This is a genomic window from Rheinheimera maricola, assembly GCF_016918075.2.
GTDB classification, from domain to species: Bacteria; Pseudomonadota; Gammaproteobacteria; order Enterobacterales; family Alteromonadaceae; genus Alishewanella; species Alishewanella maricola_A.
This window is the reverse complement of the sequence record NZ_JAERPS020000006.1, coordinates 156,976-177,437: the sequence shown is the minus strand read 5'-3', so window position 1 is coordinate 177,437 and position 20,462 is coordinate 156,976. Positions and strand designations below refer to the sequence as shown.

Below are 20,462 nucleotides of genomic sequence, written 5' to 3'. Positions count from 1 at the left end.
AGCAAGGCTTCGAACCCAGCGTCTTCAACCAAAGCGTTGTTGCTATAAGCATTATCAACTTCAAAGTGAAGGTTAGTTATGTATCTGTTATTTCTTGGCAAACTTATCGTGCTGAATGTCTTGCGCGATTGGCGTAAAAATTTGATTGCCTGTATGGCCATCCTGATCGGCACCATCAGCCTGGTGCTGTTTGGTGGTTATGTTGCACAAATGTATGAAGGGCTCCGGCTGGGAAGCATCTATTCGCAGTTAGGACATTATCAGGTGCATGCGGCAGTTGTCGGTGAGGAAGCCTATACCAAAAGCCTGATCGCCAAAGAGCAGGCGGTACTGGTCGCGGACAAGCTGGCGGCGCTGGATGAAGTCAAGCTGGTTAGCCATCGTGTGGAAGCCCAGGGCTTGATTTCATTTGGCGATAAATCGGTTGGCATTCTGGCCTACGGTGTCGACGCTGATGCCGATGCGCAAATCAGCGAAGCGGTATCCATTGTCGAAGGGTCCGGACTCTTTTCCCACAAGCCGGCAGGCGCATTAGTTGGCCGCGAATTACTGGCAGAACTAGGGGCAAAAGTCGGCGACATTCTGACCTTCTTAACCACGACCGATGGCGGAGCTATCAATGCCGTTGACATGGAAGTGACAGGGGTGATGGATACCGGCGCCAAGGAACTCAATAAACGCTTCATCAAAATGAATCTGTCATTGATGCAGGAAGTACAGTATTCAGACGCAGTCACTAATCTGGTGGTGCTGCTCGACGAATCAAAACTGACGGACGAAAGCGACCGCCTGATCCGGGCAGTGATTGCCAATAACGGAGCTGGCCTGAGCATCAAATCATGGTCGGAAATGTCGGACCAATATCATCAGATTGTCGCGATGTTTAACAACATTTTCAGCTTCGTCACTGCGCTGGTCATCATCATCATCTTCGCCGCCATCTTCAACACCATGACCATGGGCGTGATGGAGCGGGTGTCGGAATTGTCGACGATACGAGCGCTTGGATCCTCACGCACTGAAGTGCTGTTGATGGTGCTGATTGAAGGACTGATTGTCGGTGTATTTGCGGTGCTGGTCGGTATTAGCAGCGGCGCATTACTGGCCCAGGTTATCAACTACGCCAATATCGCCATGCCAACACCACCAGGGTCCACCTTTGCCTACCCACTGCGTATTTTGCTGGATTTGCAGGTGCTGATGGTACCGGCACTCCTGACGCTGGTTGCCACCCTGGTCGGGGGGTTTTTCCCAGCCTGGCGGGCAGGCAGGTTGCCTATCAACGAAGCTATGCAACGCTAGGAGTTAAAGAATGAAACTACCCATCAAACAGATCGCAACCGTAATAAATTTGCTGGCACTCAGTACACAGTTGCAGGCAGCCGCTGCTTCACTGCCGACCGACCTTGCCCATGTTGCAGCGCCTGGCAGTACCGTGCTGGCCGTGCTGGAGAATATGGAATACCTGCGCGGATTTAAAGGCACTGATTTTTCCTTCGATTCCGAAGTGATTACGTTAGAGGACGAAAAAATTGTCGGAAAACATCAGCTTGACGTGAAGATTAGTGAGCAGGGATATGCACTGATAGAAGTGTTGTATCCAAAAACTGAACAAGGTCGCCGCACCTTAATTCGCGACAAAGATTTATGGCTGTATTTACCTGGCAGTTCCAATGTGGTGCGTATCGCGCCGCTGCAACGGGTGTTTGGCTCCGCGTCCATCGCAGATGTACTGAATACCTCTTATCTGAATGGTTATACGGTTGCTACCAGCCAGCAAACGGCTGACGGCAAGCAGCTGGATGTCAGTCTGGTCAGCAACAATACCAAGGCGACGTTTGCCAAAATCGAGCTTAAATACGATCTGGAACACGACCGGCCCATTGAAACCAGGCATTTCACCGTGTCGGGACGGTTACTGAAAACCATCCAGTACAAGAGTTTTATCGACCATCAGGGCAAAGCAAAGTTAGAGAAAATTGCTATCTACGACAGCTTGCGGAAGAACTCGGCGGTGTGGATCAGGATGAGTGATTACCAGATCTCCAGTTACCCGGAGACGACGTTCAGCAAGTCGGGATTGCGGAAAAATTAACGAAGAGAGCTCCCTGTGAAACTGAGTAATGAATTATCAGCAAGTTATATCGAAGGTCTGGCCCAGACCGCGCCATTCCGGTTTGTCGATAAGGTGCTGTATCTCGATGAAACCCAAGTCGTGACCGAATTGTACGGCAGTGACAATCCGTACAAATTCGCCGATGCGGCGCAAGTGGATACCTATGTGATGCTCGAGTATGCAGCACAGTCGTCGGGGTTAATTTTAAGGGACAAAAAACAGGGGCAGCGTGGCGTTATTGCATCGTTTCAGAACGTGGAACGGAAATCTCTCTGCCAGGTGCACTTTCCTATCAGGCTGGAATCACGGCTGATAGAAGAAAGAAGGCCGGTATATAGCTTCGAGTTTGGAGTGTTTGCCGGTAAAGAACTGATGGTTCAGGGAACGATTAGTATTTTTATTCGAGGCTGATATGCAGGGTATAGATCTTGACTCATTTTTGCGACAAACGGCTCCTTTCAGATTCGTTGACGAAGTCAGCTTTTGTGAAGAGGAAAACCTCATTAAATCAGTGCGGCTTTATATGGGCGATGAAGATTTTTTCGTCGGCCATTTCCCGGGGGATCCGGTAGTGCCGGGCGTCATCCTGGTAGAGAGCATGGCCCAGTCATGCCGTGCCTGGCTGAACAACCAACTCGGTGAAAAAGCCGAAGGATTTATCGCCTCGATTGACCGGGCCAAGTTTATAAAGCCGGTCAGGCCAGGGGATGTTGTGATCATTGAGTCTAAACCACTGAATGATTTATCCGACCACGGGACTGCGACTTCAAGATTTTGTCGTTTTTCCTGTGTGTCGAAATGCGGTGACGAAAACGTCGCCAAAGCGAGCTTAACGCTCTATCAAAACAAGTAACTGACCTTAACTAACGGAGTAATACCTATGAACTTTTCAAGAAATGAAATTTTAGATTTTGTTGTGAATTCAATTTTCCTCGACCGTCTGGAGCTGGCGGATGACGGTTACAGCGCTGAAGACTTCTCCGAGGAGACGTTGATCCTCAGCGAGCAGGGACTGGGTCTGGATTCGGTAGACGTCCTGGATTTATTGGTTGGGATTGAGAAAAAGTACCAGTTCAAGCCAATCGAAATCGACAGCACTTTTATTGACGAAGTTTGTGCATCGATTGGCAGTGTCATCGATATGGTGCAATCACGCATGAAGATCGCAGCGTAACGCTGCAACGGGGAGCTACCATGTCAGACCTTTTCATCAACAGCAACGGCCTCATCCCGCAGTCTCTGATCGAGCGACTGCAGGCCGCTGGCCGTGAGTGTCATGTCCTTGAATTGCCAGAACATACTGATGGTGCCGCCATAGTGCGGCAGCATTTTGAACAACTGAGCAATGAAGGTCGGTATTACTACAATATCTACCTTGATTTAACCTGTGGTTTCAATGAGCTATCTGAATTTGCAGCAGATGCAGTGACCGCCATGCAGCGATTGGAACTGCGGTTAACCGAGGTCCTCAAAGTGTTGAAGTACGGGTCGCAACATCTGGCCAGAGCTGACGGCGGCCGCATCTGGGTGCTGTGTTATGACCACAGCGTCAATTACAGCGTCGCTTCGCCGTCAAACCCCATCACCAACAATGCAGTGATTGCGGCGGTACAAAGTATCGCCAAGGAAGTCGCACGTTTTGACGTGTCAGTGAATGTCTTCCTGATCCATCCGCCCAAAGAAAGTGTCGCCAGCGACAGCTGGAAGCAGGCGAAACAGAGCCTGAAAGTTTACGGCATGAAGTACAAGCCGCAACCGGTACAACACATTGCTGAGCTGCTGCAGATGTATGCCGGTCTGAAAAATCTAACCACCACCGGCGGCATAATCCCGGTTGGCAGTGGCATCGCCGCAGGTAATATCTAGGAATATCGATGAAAACGATCATTGTTACAGGCGGCACGCGTGGCATCGGCAGAGCCATTGTCGACATGCTGGTTGCCAAAATTCAACAAAACGTTCCGGCCGTGGCGCAAACCCGGTTGGTAGTGACTTATCGCAGTGGTATGGCGCAAGCCGACGCCCTGGCTGCCGAGTTAAAAGATCTTGGGATCGACGCGGATATTCAGCAAATGGATCTGGCCGATTTGTCGTCAGTGACGGCTTTTGTCCAGCACGTTACGCAGACTTGCGGCAAGGCTGATGTCCTGATTAACAATGCCGGCATGACCAATGATGGCTCTTTTCTGGCGATGGCAGACGCCGATGTTGCCAGCCTTATTCACACCAATCTTAGCGGCACTATTGCGCTGACTGAACAAATGGTGCCGTTGCTGCAGCAAGCCGGTTGTTCGTCGGTGATTTTTATGGCATCGGCGGCCGGTGTTTATGGCAAAGAAGGCCAGGTGCCTTATGCCACCACCAAAGGCGGCATTATTGGGTATTCACAGTTGCTCGCACGGCGATTTGGCCGGAAGCGGATGTATATCAACGCCGTTGCACCGGGTTTTATCGCTACCGATATGGTGACAGCGCTGGATCCGGCCATGTTTGAACACACGCTCAACAATGCTTCGATTGGCAGTATGGGCACCCCTGCGGATGTGGCTAACGTTGTCCACAGCTTACTGACCCCCGGCTACATTCAAGCCACCACCATCAAAGTTGACGGCGGCCACCTTCGTTAAGGACAGTTACAGATGAAACATTTAATCCAGGATCAGGACATTGTTGTAATTGCCGGTTTAGGCGTGTTCACCCCGCTTGGGCGGGATGCCACTACATTGGCCGACGCCATTCTGACAGGGCAGTGTTCTATTGTCCCTTCAGAGAATATTGCTGCTGATCAGTTGCTCAGTAATCTGACTTCAGAGTTTTCGAACCATGACACCTTTGGTTTAGACCCGGCACTCACTGAAAAAACTGACCGTGGGGTCTGGTTCACGCTCAAAGCATTGGAAGAAGCCATGACTTCGGCTGGCCTTCGCAAAGCAGATTTTGACAGCGAGCGTACTGCAGTGGTGGTGGGGACTTCACACAGCGGCATTCAACACGTGGAAAAAATTATGAAAGCGGCGTTGTTTGGCGACAAAGCCACCCTTAATCCGCACGATTTTTACGCTGCATTGACCGATCACGTATCCACAACGGTTTGTGAATATCTGGCGCTGAAGAGTATAAAGGTAACCATTTCATCGGCTTGTTCTTCCAGTAACACCGCTATCGGTTATGGCCGGGATTTGTTGCTGTCGGGCCAAGCCGATCGGGTGATAGTGATTGGCACTGATACTTTGTCTGAGAGTATCGCAGCTGGCTTTAACAGCCTTAAAGTTCTTAGTAAGTCGCCAGCGGCCCCCTTTTCAAGCCCTTCAGGTATCAGCCTGGGGGAAGGCGCCGGTGTGTTAATTCTGGAAAATCTAGCCAGTTCAAAACAACGTGGCAATCAGCACCGGGGCGAAGTGCTTGGCTATGCGCTTTCTTCTGATGCCTTTCATCAGACTTCGGTCGATGACAACGGTGAAGGCATCGAAACCGCTATCCGTTGTGCCCTTGATAACGCCGGTGTGGGCCTTGGGGACATTGACTACATTTCGGCACATGGAACGGGCACCGATAGTAACGATGTCCCTGAATCACAAGCAGTGGCACGGGTCTTTGGCAGCAACATTAAGATTTCCAGTGTTAAATCCAGTGTTGGTCATACCTTAGGTGCCAGCGGTGTGGTAGAGCTGATTATCAGTCTGATCTGTGCCGAAAAAGGCTATTACGCACCGAATAATCATTTTATTGAACCTCGGAACGGCTGTGCGGCGCTGGATTATGTCCATGGCCCGCAGCAACCTGCCAGCATCAATACCATCCTTTGTAACAACTATGGTTTTGGCGGGAATAACTCGTCACTGGTGGTGTCGCGTGCTGCAGGCGTGTTTGGTAAAAAAGCACCGCAACAACGCAAGGTTTATATCAGTGGTTATGGTCATTGTGTTGCGGATGCAGCAGAAGGTCAGGACTGGCTGACCCAGCTGGAACAGGGACGCAGCTTTAGCCAGAACGACGATCAATACCAGACTTTTATCGGCAAAGTAGCGTTGCCAACCGGTGCGAAAAACAGCGCCCGCCGCAGTTCTCCCAGTATTCAGTTTGCGGTGACGGCTACTGAGCATGCTATAGCGAACTTTGGCCTGACCGAAGTCATGGCCGAAAAGCGATATGAAACCGGTCTGGTTGCCGGGTTATTACATGGTGCTCAGAAGTCGCTGGAGAAGTACATGTTGTCGGTGTTTGACGGTGGCCTGGCTTACGCAAGTTCCACGCAGTTTCCGCTGACAACCCTGAATGCGGCTGCCGGTGAGGTGTCAATTAAATTCGGGATTAAAGGGTTTAATACCACCTTATGCGGCCCGGTTGGATCAATGAAATTTGGTTTTGATGCAATCAAAATTGGCCATCAGGAGCGGATCTTAGACTTATCAACCGATGAAATGACACCGCTGATTGTTGGCTTGTGTGAGCACTTTCAGGTGCTTGGCAAGTTTGATGGCGACGTGCCGGGTGAAGGCTTTTATCTGACCGAAGGTGCCAGTGTGACGGTGCTGGAATCGGGTGCAGCTATCGAGCAGCGCGGTGGAAAAAAACTGGCTGAAGTGCTGGCGTTTACCGTCAATCAGGATGGTATTGGTCATGATTTACAAGGTAACGGCAGCCAACTGGCGCATGTGGCAAAGCAAGCCTTAACCGCATCTGGTCTGGCGATCGCTGATATTGATCTGGTGATTGGCGTCGGTCAGGGCAGTGCTGCATTTATGAAAAATGAACACCACGCTTTACAGAGCCTGTTCGGCGATACGCCACCCCAGCTGACGTCTGCAGCAATGCATTTAGGCTATTCACCCACTGCAGTATTGCCACAAATGGTTAACCTGGGCGCGGCCATCTTAAATGGTGCACCTTACTGGAGCGCCGATCAACAAGGCGCGATCTGGCAGCCGGCAGTGCTGCAGCGTGATCAGCAGCCTCGACATATCTTGGTTCTGTTCACCTCGGTCACCTTTGAACATTGTGCTTTAGTGCTTGGAAAAGTGGAGTAAAGCATGAATACCTATCTGGTCTCTTATGCCGACACTGATGCGGGTGGAGTGCTCCATCACGCCAAATATCTCGAACTTGCAGAAACGGGGCGGCATTGGTGGCTAAAACGCAGGGAGCTATCGTTTTCAAGGCTGAATAAGGAGCACGGGGTGTCCCTGGTGGTGCATGCCATCGCTGCCAAATATCAGGCGGCCATCTTCCTGGAGGATGAGCTTGAAGTGAAAACCGTGTTACGCAGCATCGACCGTAGCGGTGTGGTATGGCAAACCCGGATCAGCAGCCGTAACACGCTGTGTTGTGCTGTGACCACCAGAATGGTCTGTGTGCAAGCCGCTGAAAAAACCATTATGGCGATGCCTGACTATCTGATAGCAAAACTAACCGCTGAAGTAGAAAGCGACTAACCGGCAACATCGGGAGTGACCTATGCCAAAGATTATTTTAAAGGATGCTTTTTACTCGCCGTTCAGCGAAGAGTTTGCTGACAAAAGCATTGAGCAAAGTGCCGAACAGATCCGTGATGTCATCAGGCAGCACACCCAAAGTATTGGCGCTGATCGAGATTATTCATACAGCGATGCCGGCCATCATTATTTGTGCAGCACCATGATGGATTCGGTGTTTTCAGCCGGCGCCATTGCATCTGGCAATTTGCTGGAAAACGATGCGTTGGTTAGTCAGAGTTTTACCCATGCTTATGAATGTGCCTGCTGGGGATATTGCCTGCGGTACCACTTTGAGCACAAACCCCATCAGCCGTTACTGGCTATTTCTATTCTCGACATTAACTCAATGGAAATGAAGTACTGGTCGGAAAATGAGCAGTGGGGCAAATCAGGTTTTGGTATCACCACTTTGTTCTTTGAAATTCAACAAGAGGGTGACGCCGCTGACTTACTGCACACCGGCGTCGCCAGTGGCGGCAACAATATTATCAGTTTTGCCAGTTTCGCCAAGCAGGTCGCCCGCAAGTGCCAGGCCAGCATATTGTCGTTGCCATTTTTCCCGGAGAGCATGTCTGTTCCGGTGCGGCGTTCGCTCAAAGACGTCGCTTTGTTGTCCGATGGCCACGCGCACTATGGCCATGCCTTTGGTAGTGATCCCTGGATTGCATTTATTAACGATCACCAGCAACAAGATTTTGCTGATCAGAACATTGTGTTTGGGTCGCTGGCGCTGCGGGGCTATTACTGCTTCGCCGATGTCAGCGTGGCTGTGAACGTCCATACCCGGCACTTCTAACAACTTAGGATGAGCAATAGTGATGAATGATATCAAACAATTTTTAAATCAAAACTCGTCGTTCCGCTTGGATCAACGGGACCTGCATTTCCAGTTGTTCGACGTGCTGAACGTCGAACAGCACATTATCAATACCCCGGCGTTCAGTCATCTAAATAAAGAGACATGCATTCAGGTTATTGATTTAGCCATTAAATTTGCACGTGAATATTTAGGGCGCAGCTACCAGCTCGCCGACAAAGCCGGCTGCAACATGCTGTCGCCAACCGAAGTCACAGTACCTGAGGTTTATCAGTATGTGTTTGCCAAATTTCAGGAGCTGGGACTTTGTGGCATTTCTGCACCGATGGAATACGGCGGATGTGGCACGCCTTATGTGATCAATCAAGCGATTTACAGTGTGTTGTATGGTGCGGATCCGGCCTTCTGCATTTATCCGGGTTTTAATATTGGCGCCGTTTATTTACTGCAAAAATTTGGTACCGAGCAGCAACGCCAACTGTACAGCCAGGCCCTGACGACACCCACGATGACCGCCGCCATGGTGATGACGGAGTCAGACGCGGGCTCAGATGTAGGCTTGATCCGGACCAAAGCGCTGCGTGAGCCGGATGGCCGCTACCGCCTTGAAGGCTCGAAGATTTTTATCTCATCTGGTATGCACAATCTGACCGATAACATTGTTTATTTTGTGCTGGCACGATTGGACGATGCACCGCTTGGCACCCAGGGTCTGAGCTGCTTTGTTGTAACCAAATATGCGCTTAATGCCGATGGTAGCCCGGGCGAATACAACCACGTTAGCTGTGATGGTGTGGAAAAGAAAATGGGCCTTAAAGGCAATGCCACCGTGCAATTGTCATTTGGTCAGACCGGGTCTTGTTACGGCACCTTGTTGGGCGAAAAAGAAAACATGGGTTTATCGCAACTGTTGTTGTTGATGAATCTGGCGCGGGTTGCTACGGGCACTTATGCTCTGGGGTTGGCCTCGTCAGCCTATTACAGCGCGGCTGACTACGCTCAGCAACGTATCCAAGGCACCAGCATCCGGGCGATGTCGTCACCAAAAGCAGAGCGGTTACCGATTATTGCTCACCTTGACGTCAAACGTATGTTGCTTGATATGAGAGCAAAAGTAGATGGTATGCGTGCATTGGTGCTCAAAGCCGCCAACTATTCATCATTAGCCATCACTCTTCATGATGCCGAAGGTGACGCCAAAGCCCTGAAAAAGAAATATGAAACCTTAGCTGATCTCCTGACCCCGGTGGTGAAAGCCTATTGTTCAGATCAGGCGTGGACCGTGTGTGAAACCGCAATCCAGGTGCATGGTGGTTATGGTTACATCAGCGATTTCCCGGTCGAGCAACAGTGCCGCGACGTGAAAATCATGAGTATCTGGGAAGGCACCAACTATATGCAGGCGGCAGATTTAGTCCGCTCGAAATTATCCCTCGGCAAGTCGTCCAGAGCTTTTGGTTACTTTAAAGAAGAAGTCATCAATTTTTGTGAGCAAAAACAGCAGTTTCCGCAGCTGGCCGATCAATTTGAACAGTTGGAGACTGCAACCACAGCGCTTAGTACTGCTCTTGCAACCTTCGGTGACTGGTTATCTGGCGGAGAAATGGAACAAATCTATCTGATGTCGACCAGGTTTATGAACGCTTTTGGTGATTTGACCGTTGGCTGGTTGTTGTTGGAAAACGCAGTTGCTGCGCAAAAGGCCATTGCTGACAATCAGCGAGCGTATGACTTGTCGTTTTATCAGGGGAAAATTTACGCAGTTAAATATTTCTATCGCAACACGCTGGCGCATCTTGGTTCAAAACTGCGGGCAATTGCCGACATCGATGAGACTTTCAAAGAGTTAAACGCCGATCATTTTCCTCAATTTTAGTAGTGGCTGCCAATGAATATCTCTAAAGCAATCCGTATTAGTGTGTTGATAGCGACCAGTTCTTCGGTTTATGCCGAAGGTGTGGACCCATTTACAACGTCAGAAAATGATGACTTGGTAGCTGGCAACATGTCAAATCTTACAGCTAGTTTAGATTTCATTTATCAAGGAACATACATTCCAGAGCTGAGACACATTCAAAGTAACGAATTGTTTGAGAATAATGCCATTGTTGATAGTCAGATAAAATGGACTATTAGCGATGACGCAAAAATTAAAACAAGAGGCATGGTTAGTTATAGCCTTAAACAGTTAGGCGGAAATAGTAGTGATGAAAGTGATATTAAAGCGCTTGAGTATTATTACGAACATCGTCTGTCTAAAGCTGGTCATTATGTGTCTGTTGGCCGGAAGAATTTAGGCTGGAGCGCTGGGTTTCAATGGCGGCCAGCAGATTTAATCGATAATGGATTTACTACGAAAAATTTCGATTCTATGGATCCGGCCCGCTATTCAGGGATAGATCAAGCACAATATGAAATGATAGGTGGTTTTGTAGATTATTCATTATTAGTGTCAACGCATGATAAAAGTTTTTATCGTGGAAAACAAATTGCGTCAAAAATAAGTTTTAAACGTTTTATCGACGGTTCGTTGTTTTATGCAAAAGTTGGCGATTACTCAGAAAAATTTGGTCTGGCACTGGATGGAAATTTACCCTGGGCTACAACGTTTGTATTGGAAGCAGTGCAAGTCGAGATTGATAAAAGTAATCTGACGGATCCATTTTACTTTGGAAAAACGCTAGAAAGTTTAAGTGGAATTGGCAGCTACCAGGATATTTTTCTCGGGTTAACCCGATATATCGATGATAAGCAGCGGTTCAGTGTCGAATATTTTCATAATGGCCGCGGCTTTCGTCACGGTATGCAAGAGAAAATGATAGACCAGTCGGTTAGTCATTATATGAAAAGTGGTGGTGGTAGTTTATTTATTGATTCAAAAATATTTGAAGAACAGTACTTGGGGCGTAATTATCTTTATGTCGCCTATACCGGTTTTCACCCTGGATATGAAGCTCAGGTGAAGCCAAGTGTTTTAGTAAACATGGATGATGGTAGCTATATCGGATCATTGTCAGTTAAGAAAGAGTTTGGTGGTAATTCAGAGCTTCTTATAAAAGCGAATTATTACCATGGTGGAAAAGAATCAGACTTTGGTTCGATTTCTCCAGGCATAAGTTTTGGTGTTTCATATTTACTTCATGTTTTTTAGTTAATCATTATAAGGAGACAGTTATGTCTAGTTTTGAGAATAAAAGCGTTGTACATCCAGAATTACTGCAAAAGCTGATCACAGTAACAGCCGAAGCGTTAAAAACAGATACCGTGGATCCACATGTGCCATTGGCGGAAATCGGTATCGATTCACTGAACATTGTCGAAGTGATTATCGCCTGTGAAGAAATTTATAGCGACTTTCAGATTGATCCTTCCGAACTGGAGTTTGATGACATGACATCATTGGCTGATATGCATAACCAGATGATTTCATTCGAGATGGCCGCTTAGCGGGCGGCCCCCTTTTTTAAAGGAACAACGACAATGAGCATTATTAGTATCAGTGGTCTGCTAAAACGGTACGGCAAAATACCGGCATTAAAGGGAATTTCCTTTGATGTCCGGCATGGCGAAATATTCGCATTGCTGGGGCCAAATGGTTCCGGTAAAACGACTACGCTGGAAATACTTATGGGGTTGCGCTCATTTAATGAAGGGGAAATTAGATACTTCGATGCGGCTGGTCAACAGAAGGTTGGTCTGAAAATTGGACCGGTTTTTCAGACTCCAGTGTATTACGACAATTTGACGGTACGCGAGTTAATTAAGTACTACTCGCAGTTTTACGTTACGCCATCAAACCATGTAGATAAATATTTTGACCTGGTGAATTTGCAGGACAAACTGGACTGCCAATACAAAGATTTGTCTGGTGGTCAGAAACAGCAGTTATCGATTTTGCTTTCACTCGTCAATGATCCGGATATTCTATTTTTTGATGAACCATCTAATGCCCTGGATCCGCAAATAAGATTAAAGATATGGGATATTATCCGAACTTTAAAAAGTGAAGGTAAGACGATCATATTTACTACCCATTATATTGAAGAGGCAGAAGCGCTGGCTGATCGCGTTTCTATCCTCAGTAAAGGTGAGATTCTGGTGACAGATAAGCCAGAAGAAATCATTAAACTTTATAACGACAATTTCAAAGTTGAGTTTACGCTTGAACAACCGGTTGATGTTGAATCGTTTGAACAATTTGGCGTTGTCGGTATGAGCTTCTTTGACGGTGTGTATTCATTTAGTGTCGATTCAATTAATGGCCGTTTGATGCAAATTGTCAAAGACATGTCTGAAAAACTTTCTATTTCGAAGATAACCATCGGGAAATCATCGCTGGAAGATGTATTTGTCCGACTCACAGGCGAAAAGGCAGCATCATGAGACAACTAGCTAATTTTTTTATTATGCAATGTATTATTGCATACAGAAGTAAAACTGCTCTTTTTTGGTCATTTTTATATCCGTTGGCGATGCTGGTTTTAATGTTATCAGTTTTCGGTGATGCGAAAGGTGCTGGTGTGACCGGCGATGATCCAAGACTCATGACAGTGACCGGAGTGTTTGTCATTACCATTATGTCAGGCGGCATTTTTGCACTGACCACCGTCCTTGCTGCAGATTTTCAATCGGGTGTATATAAAAGACTTAAAGTGACTGATTTAAACCGGTTTCATGTAACCATCGGTTTAATGTTGCGACAGCTTATTATTATTGTGCTTGGGATTATGTTGGTTACTGCCGGCGCAGCTGTACTATTTTCGGTCTACCCAAATGGCAATTTCTTTTCGGTATTGTTATTGATTTTTATCGGCAGCGTCTTGTTTAGTTCAGTTGGAATTATTATTGCTAATTTATGCAGTCGTCCACAAACGGCGATAGCCATCGCCAATGCAATATTTCTAATCATGATTTTTCTGAGCGGTTCAACTTTTCCAAAAACATTTTTCCCGGATTGGCTAGCGGTTATTTCTCAGACCTTACCGGCGAGTTATCTGTTTGATTTAATCGAGTCACAGCTTTTTTATGGTGAAAGCCTGCTCGAAAACTCACAGGATTTTTTAGTTTTGTCGGCGATGTGCCTGATTGCATTCGGCATTTCGGTTAAAACATTTAAGTGGGAATAGGACTTGATCATGGACAACATTTTTACTTTAAAAGACTTAATTACTCCGGTTCTTAATGGTAACTTCAGCGGTTGTATCAGCACTGAAGCCGATGATGGCGGCTCTTTTACAGCAGAGCTGGAACTGGCCGCAAAGTATTGCCATTCGCTCCAGCATCAGCAGAAAGTTGTAGTGATGGTTTCCAACACGCTGGAAACGGTCGCGGCTTTGTTGTCGGTGTGGCAGCTTGGTGGTGTGGTTGTGCCAGCCAAAAGGGAGATGTCTGAAGCGGCCCTGCAAAATATTATAGATGACTGTGGTGCAGATTTTGTACTTGACCCGGAAGCGCGCAGCTTAAAACCTGTCACCACGCAACAATTGCATGCCGTGGTGCCACCTGCCTTTCATTATTTGACCCAGCCCCGGCTGACGGGGGTTGACCTGGCTTTGATTATTTATACGTCCGGCAGTACCGGTAAGCCTAAAGGCATCATGTTGACACATGCCAATGTGATTTCGGCGCTGCGTTCAATTCTAGGCTACCTACAAATTCGGCAAAGTGATCGCATTATGCTGATTTCGCCGCTGTCGTTTGATTATGGCCTGTATCAGTTGTTCTTCTGTCTTGCGACCGGCTGTCAGCTGGTGATGTGTCGCAAAACCATTAATCCAATCAGCCTGCTGAATATTGTCGAAAAACGCGGCATTACGGTATTACCGTTAATTCCGGCACTGGCCAGCAGCTTGCACAAATATCTGGAACGCTTTAATAAGAAAATCAACGGTGTGCGTTTAATTACCAGCACCGGCGGGGTGTTTCCGTCGCACACCGCACTTGGTTTAAAACAACAGTTCATCGGTGCTGAGGTGGTGAAAATGTATGGTTTGACCGAATCAAAACGGGTGTCGTATTTACCTGCGGGATATCTCGGTGAAAAGAGCGATTCGGTTGGGATCCCAATGCCTGGTCTTGATGCCAAAATTTTCCGTGAAGTGGCAACCGAACATAACAGGGTGGTGCTGGAGGAGTTGCCAAGCGGTGAGGTTGGACAATTGTTTGTTCGGGGTACCTCGGTGTTCCAGCGATATTTTAACCTGCAAAATGATGCCGGGGCCAAAGTTGTAGCCGGTCGTTATCGCGATGATAACTGGTTGGCCACTGGTGATTTGTTTATGCAGGACGCAGATGGTTTTCTGTACTTCAAGGGCCGGGTCAAAGATCTGATTAAACAGCGAGGTTTCTGTATATATCCCCGCGATATGGAAACGATTGTCTATAAGAATCCGGCTGTGGAAATTTGTCTGGTGGCTGGTGTGAAAGACAGTTACGACAACGAAATTGCCAAGCTGTTTGTGGTGTTGGTCGAGCAGACGAAACAAGCGCAGGATGAATTTAAAACCTGGCTGCAGCAGCATGTCGATGCTGATTATATGTTTGCCGAAATTCAGTTCTTGCAGCAGATGCCGCTGTCGAATAATGGCAAGGTCGATGTTTCACAACTGACCAAAGCAGCATAGAGCAACCTCATCGGTATGTCCGGTGCGGTCATTGGGGTTAATCAGAGAGTAACATCATGATAGGTATTGAAGAACTAGTCTGTTTTGTGCCCGAGCGCCGTGTTGCTATTGCGGATCTCAAAAGTGAATTGCAGCTCAGTGATGAAGATATTTTTGTACACACCACTTTTCTGGGCCAGAGCAAAGTGGCATACGATCCACAATTGCCATTGATCAAGTTATTACAAGGGGCTTTGGATCAGCTTGTGGTAAGCCCGGCATATACCGGTTACAAAATTACCCATCTGCTATACACGCACACAGTTGGCTGTAATCAGGCGCCGTTGCAACCGTTATTAAACGAGCTGGTGCAACAGTATGGTCTGTCTGAATGTAATGCGATGGCCATTACGCAGGGCAGCTGTGCGGCCGGAATTATGGCATTAAAGTACGCTGAAAACCTGTTGCATGAGGCCAATGATGATGAAGCGATCATTATTCTTTCGGGCGATCGAAGTTTTGGTAACTGGCGCAAACAGCCGGGAACAGCCATTACCGGTGATGCTGCTTCTGCTGCTTTAATTACCCGCAATGGTACGAAATCAAAAGTGCTGAACACCCATATGAAAATCGACAGTCGTTTTCATATGGGGTTTGGCGACCCGAAGGTGTTGGAAGAATTCAGAAAAGACAGCCTGGATTTACTGAAGCAGTTTGTCGTTGATAGTATTGGTAAGTCCGGTTATGAACTGGCTGATCTGACGCTGATTTTGCCGCCGATCACCAACAAATCATCCTGGAAAACGGTGGCAAATCATTTAGGGATCAACAAGTCGATGATCTATGTCGATAACGTGCCGAAAATTGGCCATTGTTTTACCGCAGATAATTTTATCAATTATTGTACGGCCCGTGACGAAGGGAAAATCAAAAAAGGCGATTTGTGCCTGTTATTGTCCACCGGTACCGGCTTCTTTTATACCTCAGCGTTAATCCGTCACTAAGCGGATTTTGCACCATTGATCAGAAGGATTTTCCGATGTATTTAAAAGAGCTGCGCAGTCAGTTATTTCCGGTTGGCCAAGGCAGTGTCCGGATGAACTATGAAGGCACCCGCCATTATCTGGAGCAATTATCGGCGCTTGGTACGGTTGAATTAACACACGCCACTGAGCAGGAGCAGGCAATTATCAATGCCAGCTACGTACCCTCTCATACTGAGATGGTGGCGGCATTAGCTCCGCATGGGCGACCGGATTTGATTATCTTGTCTTACTGGATGCCGGATTTAGACACCAGGGTTGGCAATGCGCTGGTAACCACCATTTGTGCCATGTTTGATGCTGCTGCCACTGAGACCATGGCGGTCAGTGAAAATGGTCCCGGCGTGGTGTTCAGTGCCCTGGAGTATGCTGAAAAAGCCATGCGCGCCTGCCAATACGAGGAAGTCTGGGTATTTTCGTTAAATCAATTCCAGGGCGGTTCGGACAGGGAAGAGCGGATCTTCTGGTCAGAACCTGGACGGGGTTTATGGTTTCGGCTCCTGGCGTCGGCCGGGGATGGTTTGTCGCCTAAAATATCGGTGTGCCGCGCACCTGCTGCTACCCATCAGGCAGAACCGGTTGATCGCAGTCAAAGCTGGCTGGATATTTGTCAGTCGCTGACCCAGTTACAGCAGTTGCCGCCAGGTGAAAACTGGAACTATAGGCACCAACACGAATATAACCAGTTGGTGCTGGATATCAGTGCTGTTTTTGATAAACATCCCGCAAAAGCCCTGTAGAATCAGGGCTTTTGTCTTTTATCGCTTTGAGGGTAACATACTGGCGCAGTTTAAAGCGGCGGGAAGCAAGCCATGATGGCAATAACGCAGATCAGGAAAACCAGTAGAAAATACCATAAATGGCTGATGACGCTGCTAGCCTTGCAGTTTGTAGTTTGGTCGGTTACTGGCACTTATATGGTATTTTTTGATATTCACTACATTCATGGTGATACTCTGGTTAACAACCGGCAAGATAAAATTGACCCACAACAGCTAACCTATCCGCTGCATAACGTGTTGCAGCGTTACCCCAAGGCAAAGGACATTAGCCTTGGGCTCTACCTGGAGCAGGTGGTATATCGGTTTAGTCTGGGGCCGGACAACATAATGCTGGATGCCAGAACCGGTCAGCGTATTGCCGCGTTATCCAGGCAACAAGCGGCGGTAGCTGCGAAATTTTACTATGCCGGCAATGGTGAGGTTGCCAGTATTGAATTACTTACCGAGCATGCGCCGTTTGAATTAAACCCTAAGGCACTACCCGCCTGGCGGGTAAATTTCACAGATCTGGGTGATCCGGCGATATATGTGTCGGCTGAAACGGGCTTACTGGTTGCTAAACGGCACAATTTCTGGCGCCTGTTTGACTGGATGTTTCGCTTTCATGTGATGGACCATAACGATGGTAAAGACATTGATAATTTGCTGCTATTTTTGTGCAGCGTGTTAGGGCTGATATCAACAATGTTTGGCTTAGTGTTACTGTATTTTAGCTTAAGTCGCCCTAAGCGTGCGCTGAGGGCTAAGCCATGAAATGGGCAAGGAAAATCCATAAATGGGCTTCGCTTATTGTTAGCCTGCAGTTTTTAATCTGGCTTGGCACCGGGCTGTATTTTAACCTGATGGACCATCATAAAGCTGCAGGGTATACCTACAAAGCAGAGCATTCGCCGGCACCCGCATGGCACGAATTAAGTTTGTTAGAGCCCGCTGATGTCTTAGCTCAACATGAAGCCAGCGCCACCTTAACTTTAATCTCGCTGGCAAATAAGCCCTATTATTTACTCAACCATCAGCGCGGTTTGTATGCGCATTTCGCTAACCTGTATTCACTTATAGATGCCACTAACGGACAGGCCATCACAGTAGATGCGGAATTTGCCCGAGTACTGGCGCAAACATCGTATTCAGGTCCGGGGGCGGTAGCTTCCACCACCTTAATGCAGCCGCCCATAGCCGATTTTCTTAAGCAACAAAACCCGCTGTGGCAGGTGAATTTTGCCGATGAAATTAACACCAGTGTCTATATAGAAGCGCAGTCCGGCAGGTTGGTTGGTCACAGTGATGAGCACAAACGCCTGGCGGATTTTTTCCTCAAGCTGCATTTTATGGATTACGCCAACACCGGCAGTTTTAACAATGTATTGATGATGTTCTTTGCCATCGCCGCCCTTGGTCTGTGCGGTAGCGGCTTGATATGGACTATCGTGCTGGCGCGGCGCGGCTTTGTCCGGCGCTCTCCCGGCTAAGATGACAAAATGTGCGTTGTGTTGATGTACTGCTTGGCCTGGCGTCAAAATTTACTTGGTACCCGGTAAATTTTTCTGCTAAGACAGGCCTCCGCACTAAAAAACTACAAGCTGATTATAAATTAACATCATATATAACAATGGCCTACCGTGATTCTTGCAAGCTGGCACGGCGCTGGCAGTAGTAACAGCGTCTAAATCACATTGTGCAAGCTGCACTAAGGAGACCACTATGTTGGGCTGGGCATTAACATTTTTAATTATTGCACTTATCGCGGCAGTTCTGGGTTTTGGTGGTATTGCTGGTGCGGCGGCCGGTATTGCCAAGGTGATCTTTTTTATTTTTATCGTACTGTTGGTCATCTCGCTGTTGGTTAACGCGCTACGTGGCCGGGCGCCAAAACTGTAGCGGCATTAGTAATAATGCTGACGCACTTTACTACAGCCTGGTGGCTATGCTGCTGGCGTTTGTCAGCTGGCAGCTGTCATTTTGGCCATTGAAGCTGGCTGCGGGTTGGGCTGCAATGTGCCCTACCGGGGCTGGCAGAATTGGCACTGGCCGGCCTAACCAAGCTGAGCCTGAATATAAGTAGCCAGCATTGTCAGGCACGTCACATCAGCATCTGGCCACGGCACGCCGCGCAACTACACTATGTGCTATGTGATAGATGGTGAATTATACAGTGGTACGGCACTACACATCAGTATTGCACCGGCTTCGCTTCAGGTGATGCTGTCTCTCGACTTTGCCAACAAAGCAGTTGCCGACTGAGGCGCTTTAAGGCTCGGATTGCTGGTACTTTTCCAATTTGTTGTACAGGGTTTTAACGCTGATGCCTAATTGTTGTGCGGTGTCGGTTTTATTGCCGGCATTTTGCGCCAGGGTATTTAAAATGGCGGCTTTTTCCAACTGCTCCAGCGGTACGCCGCACGGCACCTCGCTGAGGCAGCTGTCGCTGTTATCATCGCGGCTCGCTTCTAACAATAAATGCTCTGGCTGAATTAGGTTGTCGGCAAGAATATACGCGCGTTCAATGGCATGCTTAAGCTCTCTGACATTGCCTGGCCAGTTATGCTGGCAAATTATGGCAAGGGTATCGTTGGCCAGTTGTTTTTGCTGCTGCTCTTTTGAATTGCGGTAGGCAAGAAAGTGTTGTGCCAGACCTACAATATCATTACCCCTGTCTCGCAGTGGTGGCACCGGCACGGGAAACTGTGCCAGGCGGAAGTATAAATCTTCGCGCAGTACACCATCTGTTATTGCTTGTTGCGGATCGCGATTTGTCGCCGCGACAATACGCACGTCGGCCTGCACCACCTTATCGTCGCCAACTGGCCGGTATTCGCCGCTTTCCAGCACGCGTAACAGTTTTACCTGCTGCTCCAATGGCATTTCAGTTACTTCATCCAAAAACAGCGTGCCCCCCTGGGCCTGAGCAAAGACTCCCTTATGTTCACGCAGCGCGCCGGTAAACGCGCCCTTGGTATGGCCAAACAATTCGCTATCGACCAATTCGGGACTCAGCGCACCACAGTTAATGGCAACAAAAGGTTGCTCAGCCCGGTGGCTGGCTAAATGCAGGGTGTTGGCGACCAGTTCTTTGCCAGCACCGCTTTCGCCAAAAATTAATACGTTAGCCTCAGTTACCGCAACTTTACGCACGGTGCGGTACAGCTTCAGCATAGCCTTGGATGAACCAACCAATAAACCAAACTGATCTAGTGCGCTGACATTAGCTTTTAGCTGTTGCTGGTGCTGACTTAATTGCTGATAAAAATCTTGCAGCGTATCAAAGATGCTCGCCATATCAAATGGTTGGCGAAAGTGATAGCCAGCACCGCAGCGTGTTAGCTGGTCTAACGCCGGGTCTGGGCTGCCATCGCTGACAACGATAAAATCAATTTCTGCCAGCAACCTACTGGCGGTAAGGCGTTGGTAATCTGCCTTGCTGTGCTGATCGGCTTGAATAAACGCCAGGTCACAAGGTTGCGCCAGCAATTGTTCTGCCCAAGAGGTGCTATCACTGCTTTTAACCACCACAAAACGTCGTACTACAGCAGACTGCAGCAACTGAGTCGCCAGGGCGTTATCCGTTACGTGTAAAAATAAGCGTGGTTGAGTCATAGGTTATCTCACAGGTTATCAGAATCTAACTCTA

Annotated in this window: 22 protein-coding genes; 21 read left to right on the top strand and 1 reads right to left on the bottom strand. The window is 48.0% G+C overall.

The window, feature by feature from the left end; genetic code table 11:
• Positions 1 to 78: 78 nt before the first annotated feature.
• The 21 genes from I4W93_RS16315 (at position 79) to I4W93_RS16215 (ending at position 18,712) form a co-directional block, all read left to right on the top strand.
• Positions 79 to 1,302: an ABC transporter permease gene (locus I4W93_RS16315; protein ID WP_205311857.1), complete on the top strand. Its 1,224-nt coding sequence runs from the start codon at positions 79 to 81 to the stop codon at positions 1,300 to 1,302.
• Between the two features lie 10 nt (positions 1,303 to 1,312).
• The gene (locus tag I4W93_RS16310) at positions 1,313 to 2,095 is read left to right on the top strand and encodes an outer membrane lipoprotein-sorting protein (protein ID WP_205311856.1); all 783 of its coding nucleotides are present in this window, start codon (positions 1,313 to 1,315) and stop codon (positions 2,093 to 2,095) included.
• A 15-nt stretch (positions 2,096 to 2,110) separates the two neighbouring features.
• Positions 2,111 to 2,527: a hypothetical protein gene (locus tag I4W93_RS16305; protein WP_205311855.1), complete on the top strand. Its 417-nt coding sequence runs from the start codon at positions 2,111 to 2,113 to the stop codon at positions 2,525 to 2,527.
• Between the two features lies 1 nt (position 2,528).
• On the top strand, positions 2,529 to 2,969 hold the full coding sequence (locus I4W93_RS16300) for a 3-hydroxyacyl-ACP dehydratase FabZ family protein (RefSeq protein ID WP_205311854.1): 441 nt from the start codon (positions 2,529 to 2,531) through the stop codon (positions 2,967 to 2,969).
• 27 nt (positions 2,970 to 2,996) lie between these two features.
• A complete protein-coding gene (locus tag I4W93_RS16295) occupies positions 2,997 to 3,290 on the top strand; it encodes an acyl carrier protein (RefSeq protein WP_037053276.1) in 294 nt (97 codons plus the stop codon).
• A 20-nt stretch (positions 3,291 to 3,310) separates the two neighbouring features.
• Entirely contained in the window at positions 3,311 to 3,982 is a 672-nt protein-coding gene (locus I4W93_RS16290) for a Rossmann-fold NAD(P)-binding domain-containing protein (protein ID WP_205311853.1), read from the top strand.
• 8 nt (positions 3,983 to 3,990) lie between these two features.
• The gene (locus I4W93_RS16285) at positions 3,991 to 4,743 is read left to right on the top strand and encodes an SDR family NAD(P)-dependent oxidoreductase (RefSeq protein WP_205311852.1); all 753 of its coding nucleotides are present in this window, start codon (positions 3,991 to 3,993) and stop codon (positions 4,741 to 4,743) included.
• Between the two features lie 12 nt (positions 4,744 to 4,755).
• The gene (locus I4W93_RS16280; protein WP_205311851.1) at positions 4,756 to 7,143 is read left to right on the top strand and encodes a beta-ketoacyl-[acyl-carrier-protein] synthase family protein; all 2,388 of its coding nucleotides are present in this window, start codon (positions 4,756 to 4,758) and stop codon (positions 7,141 to 7,143) included.
• Between the two features lie 3 nt (positions 7,144 to 7,146).
• Positions 7,147 to 7,548, top strand: a complete 402-nt coding sequence (locus tag I4W93_RS16275; protein ID WP_205311850.1) for an acyl-CoA thioesterase — start codon at positions 7,147 to 7,149, stop codon at positions 7,546 to 7,548.
• Between the two features lie 22 nt (positions 7,549 to 7,570).
• A complete protein-coding gene (locus tag I4W93_RS16270; protein WP_205311849.1) occupies positions 7,571 to 8,386 on the top strand; it encodes a hypothetical protein in 816 nt (271 codons plus the stop codon).
• 22 nt (positions 8,387 to 8,408) lie between these two features.
• Entirely contained in the window at positions 8,409 to 10,283 is a 1,875-nt protein-coding gene (locus I4W93_RS16265) for an acyl-CoA dehydrogenase family protein (protein WP_205311848.1), read from the top strand.
• Between the two features lie 12 nt (positions 10,284 to 10,295).
• Entirely contained in the window at positions 10,296 to 11,558 is a 1,263-nt protein-coding gene (locus I4W93_RS16260; RefSeq protein ID WP_205311847.1) for a hypothetical protein, read from the top strand.
• 23 nt (positions 11,559 to 11,581) lie between these two features.
• Positions 11,582 to 11,854 (top strand): acyl carrier protein, encoded by a 273-nt coding sequence (locus I4W93_RS16255; RefSeq protein ID WP_084153414.1) that lies wholly within the window; start codon positions 11,582 to 11,584, stop codon positions 11,852 to 11,854.
• Positions 11,855 to 11,887: 33 nt separating this feature from the next.
• Positions 11,888 to 12,790 carry an ABC transporter ATP-binding protein gene (locus I4W93_RS16250; RefSeq protein WP_205311846.1) on the top strand — a complete coding sequence of 301 codons (903 nt, stop codon included), beginning with the start codon at positions 11,888 to 11,890 and terminating at the stop codon, positions 12,788 to 12,790.
• Positions 12,787 to 13,533, top strand: coding sequence for an ABC transporter permease (locus tag I4W93_RS16245; protein WP_027669437.1), 747 nt, complete (start codon positions 12,787 to 12,789; stop codon positions 13,531 to 13,533). Before I4W93_RS16250 ends, I4W93_RS16245 begins: the two co-directional genes overlap by 4 nt.
• A 9-nt stretch (positions 13,534 to 13,542) precedes the next feature.
• A complete protein-coding gene (locus I4W93_RS16240; RefSeq protein ID WP_205311845.1) occupies positions 13,543 to 15,030 on the top strand; it encodes a class I adenylate-forming enzyme family protein in 1,488 nt (495 codons plus the stop codon).
• Positions 15,031 to 15,086: 56 nt separating this feature from the next.
• Positions 15,087 to 16,013: a ketoacyl-ACP synthase III family protein gene (locus I4W93_RS16235; RefSeq protein ID WP_027669435.1), complete on the top strand. Its 927-nt coding sequence runs from the start codon at positions 15,087 to 15,089 to the stop codon at positions 16,011 to 16,013.
• A gap of 35 nt (positions 16,014 to 16,048) precedes the next feature.
• Positions 16,049 to 16,792 carry a hypothetical protein gene (locus I4W93_RS16230; RefSeq protein WP_205311844.1) on the top strand — a complete coding sequence of 248 codons (744 nt, stop codon included), beginning with the start codon at positions 16,049 to 16,051 and terminating at the stop codon, positions 16,790 to 16,792.
• Between the two features lie 72 nt (positions 16,793 to 16,864).
• Entirely contained in the window at positions 16,865 to 17,587 is a 723-nt protein-coding gene (locus I4W93_RS16225) for a PepSY domain-containing protein (protein WP_205311843.1), read from the top strand.
• Entirely contained in the window at positions 17,584 to 18,303 is a 720-nt protein-coding gene (locus tag I4W93_RS16220) for a PepSY domain-containing protein (protein WP_205311842.1), read from the top strand. The genes I4W93_RS16225 and I4W93_RS16220 overlap by 4 nt, the downstream gene beginning before the upstream one ends.
• 232 nt (positions 18,304 to 18,535) lie before the next feature.
• On the top strand, positions 18,536 to 18,712 hold the full coding sequence (locus I4W93_RS16215; protein WP_205311841.1) for a DUF1328 domain-containing protein: 177 nt from the start codon (positions 18,536 to 18,538) through the stop codon (positions 18,710 to 18,712).
• Between the two features lie 369 nt (positions 18,713 to 19,081).
• Here the strand turns inward: I4W93_RS16215 and I4W93_RS16210 are convergent, their stop codons facing one another.
• Positions 19,082 to 20,428, bottom strand: coding sequence for a sigma-54 interaction domain-containing protein (locus I4W93_RS16210; protein WP_205311840.1), 1,347 nt, complete (start codon positions 20,426 to 20,428; stop codon positions 19,082 to 19,084).
• Between the last annotated feature and the right edge of the window lie 34 nt (positions 20,429 to 20,462).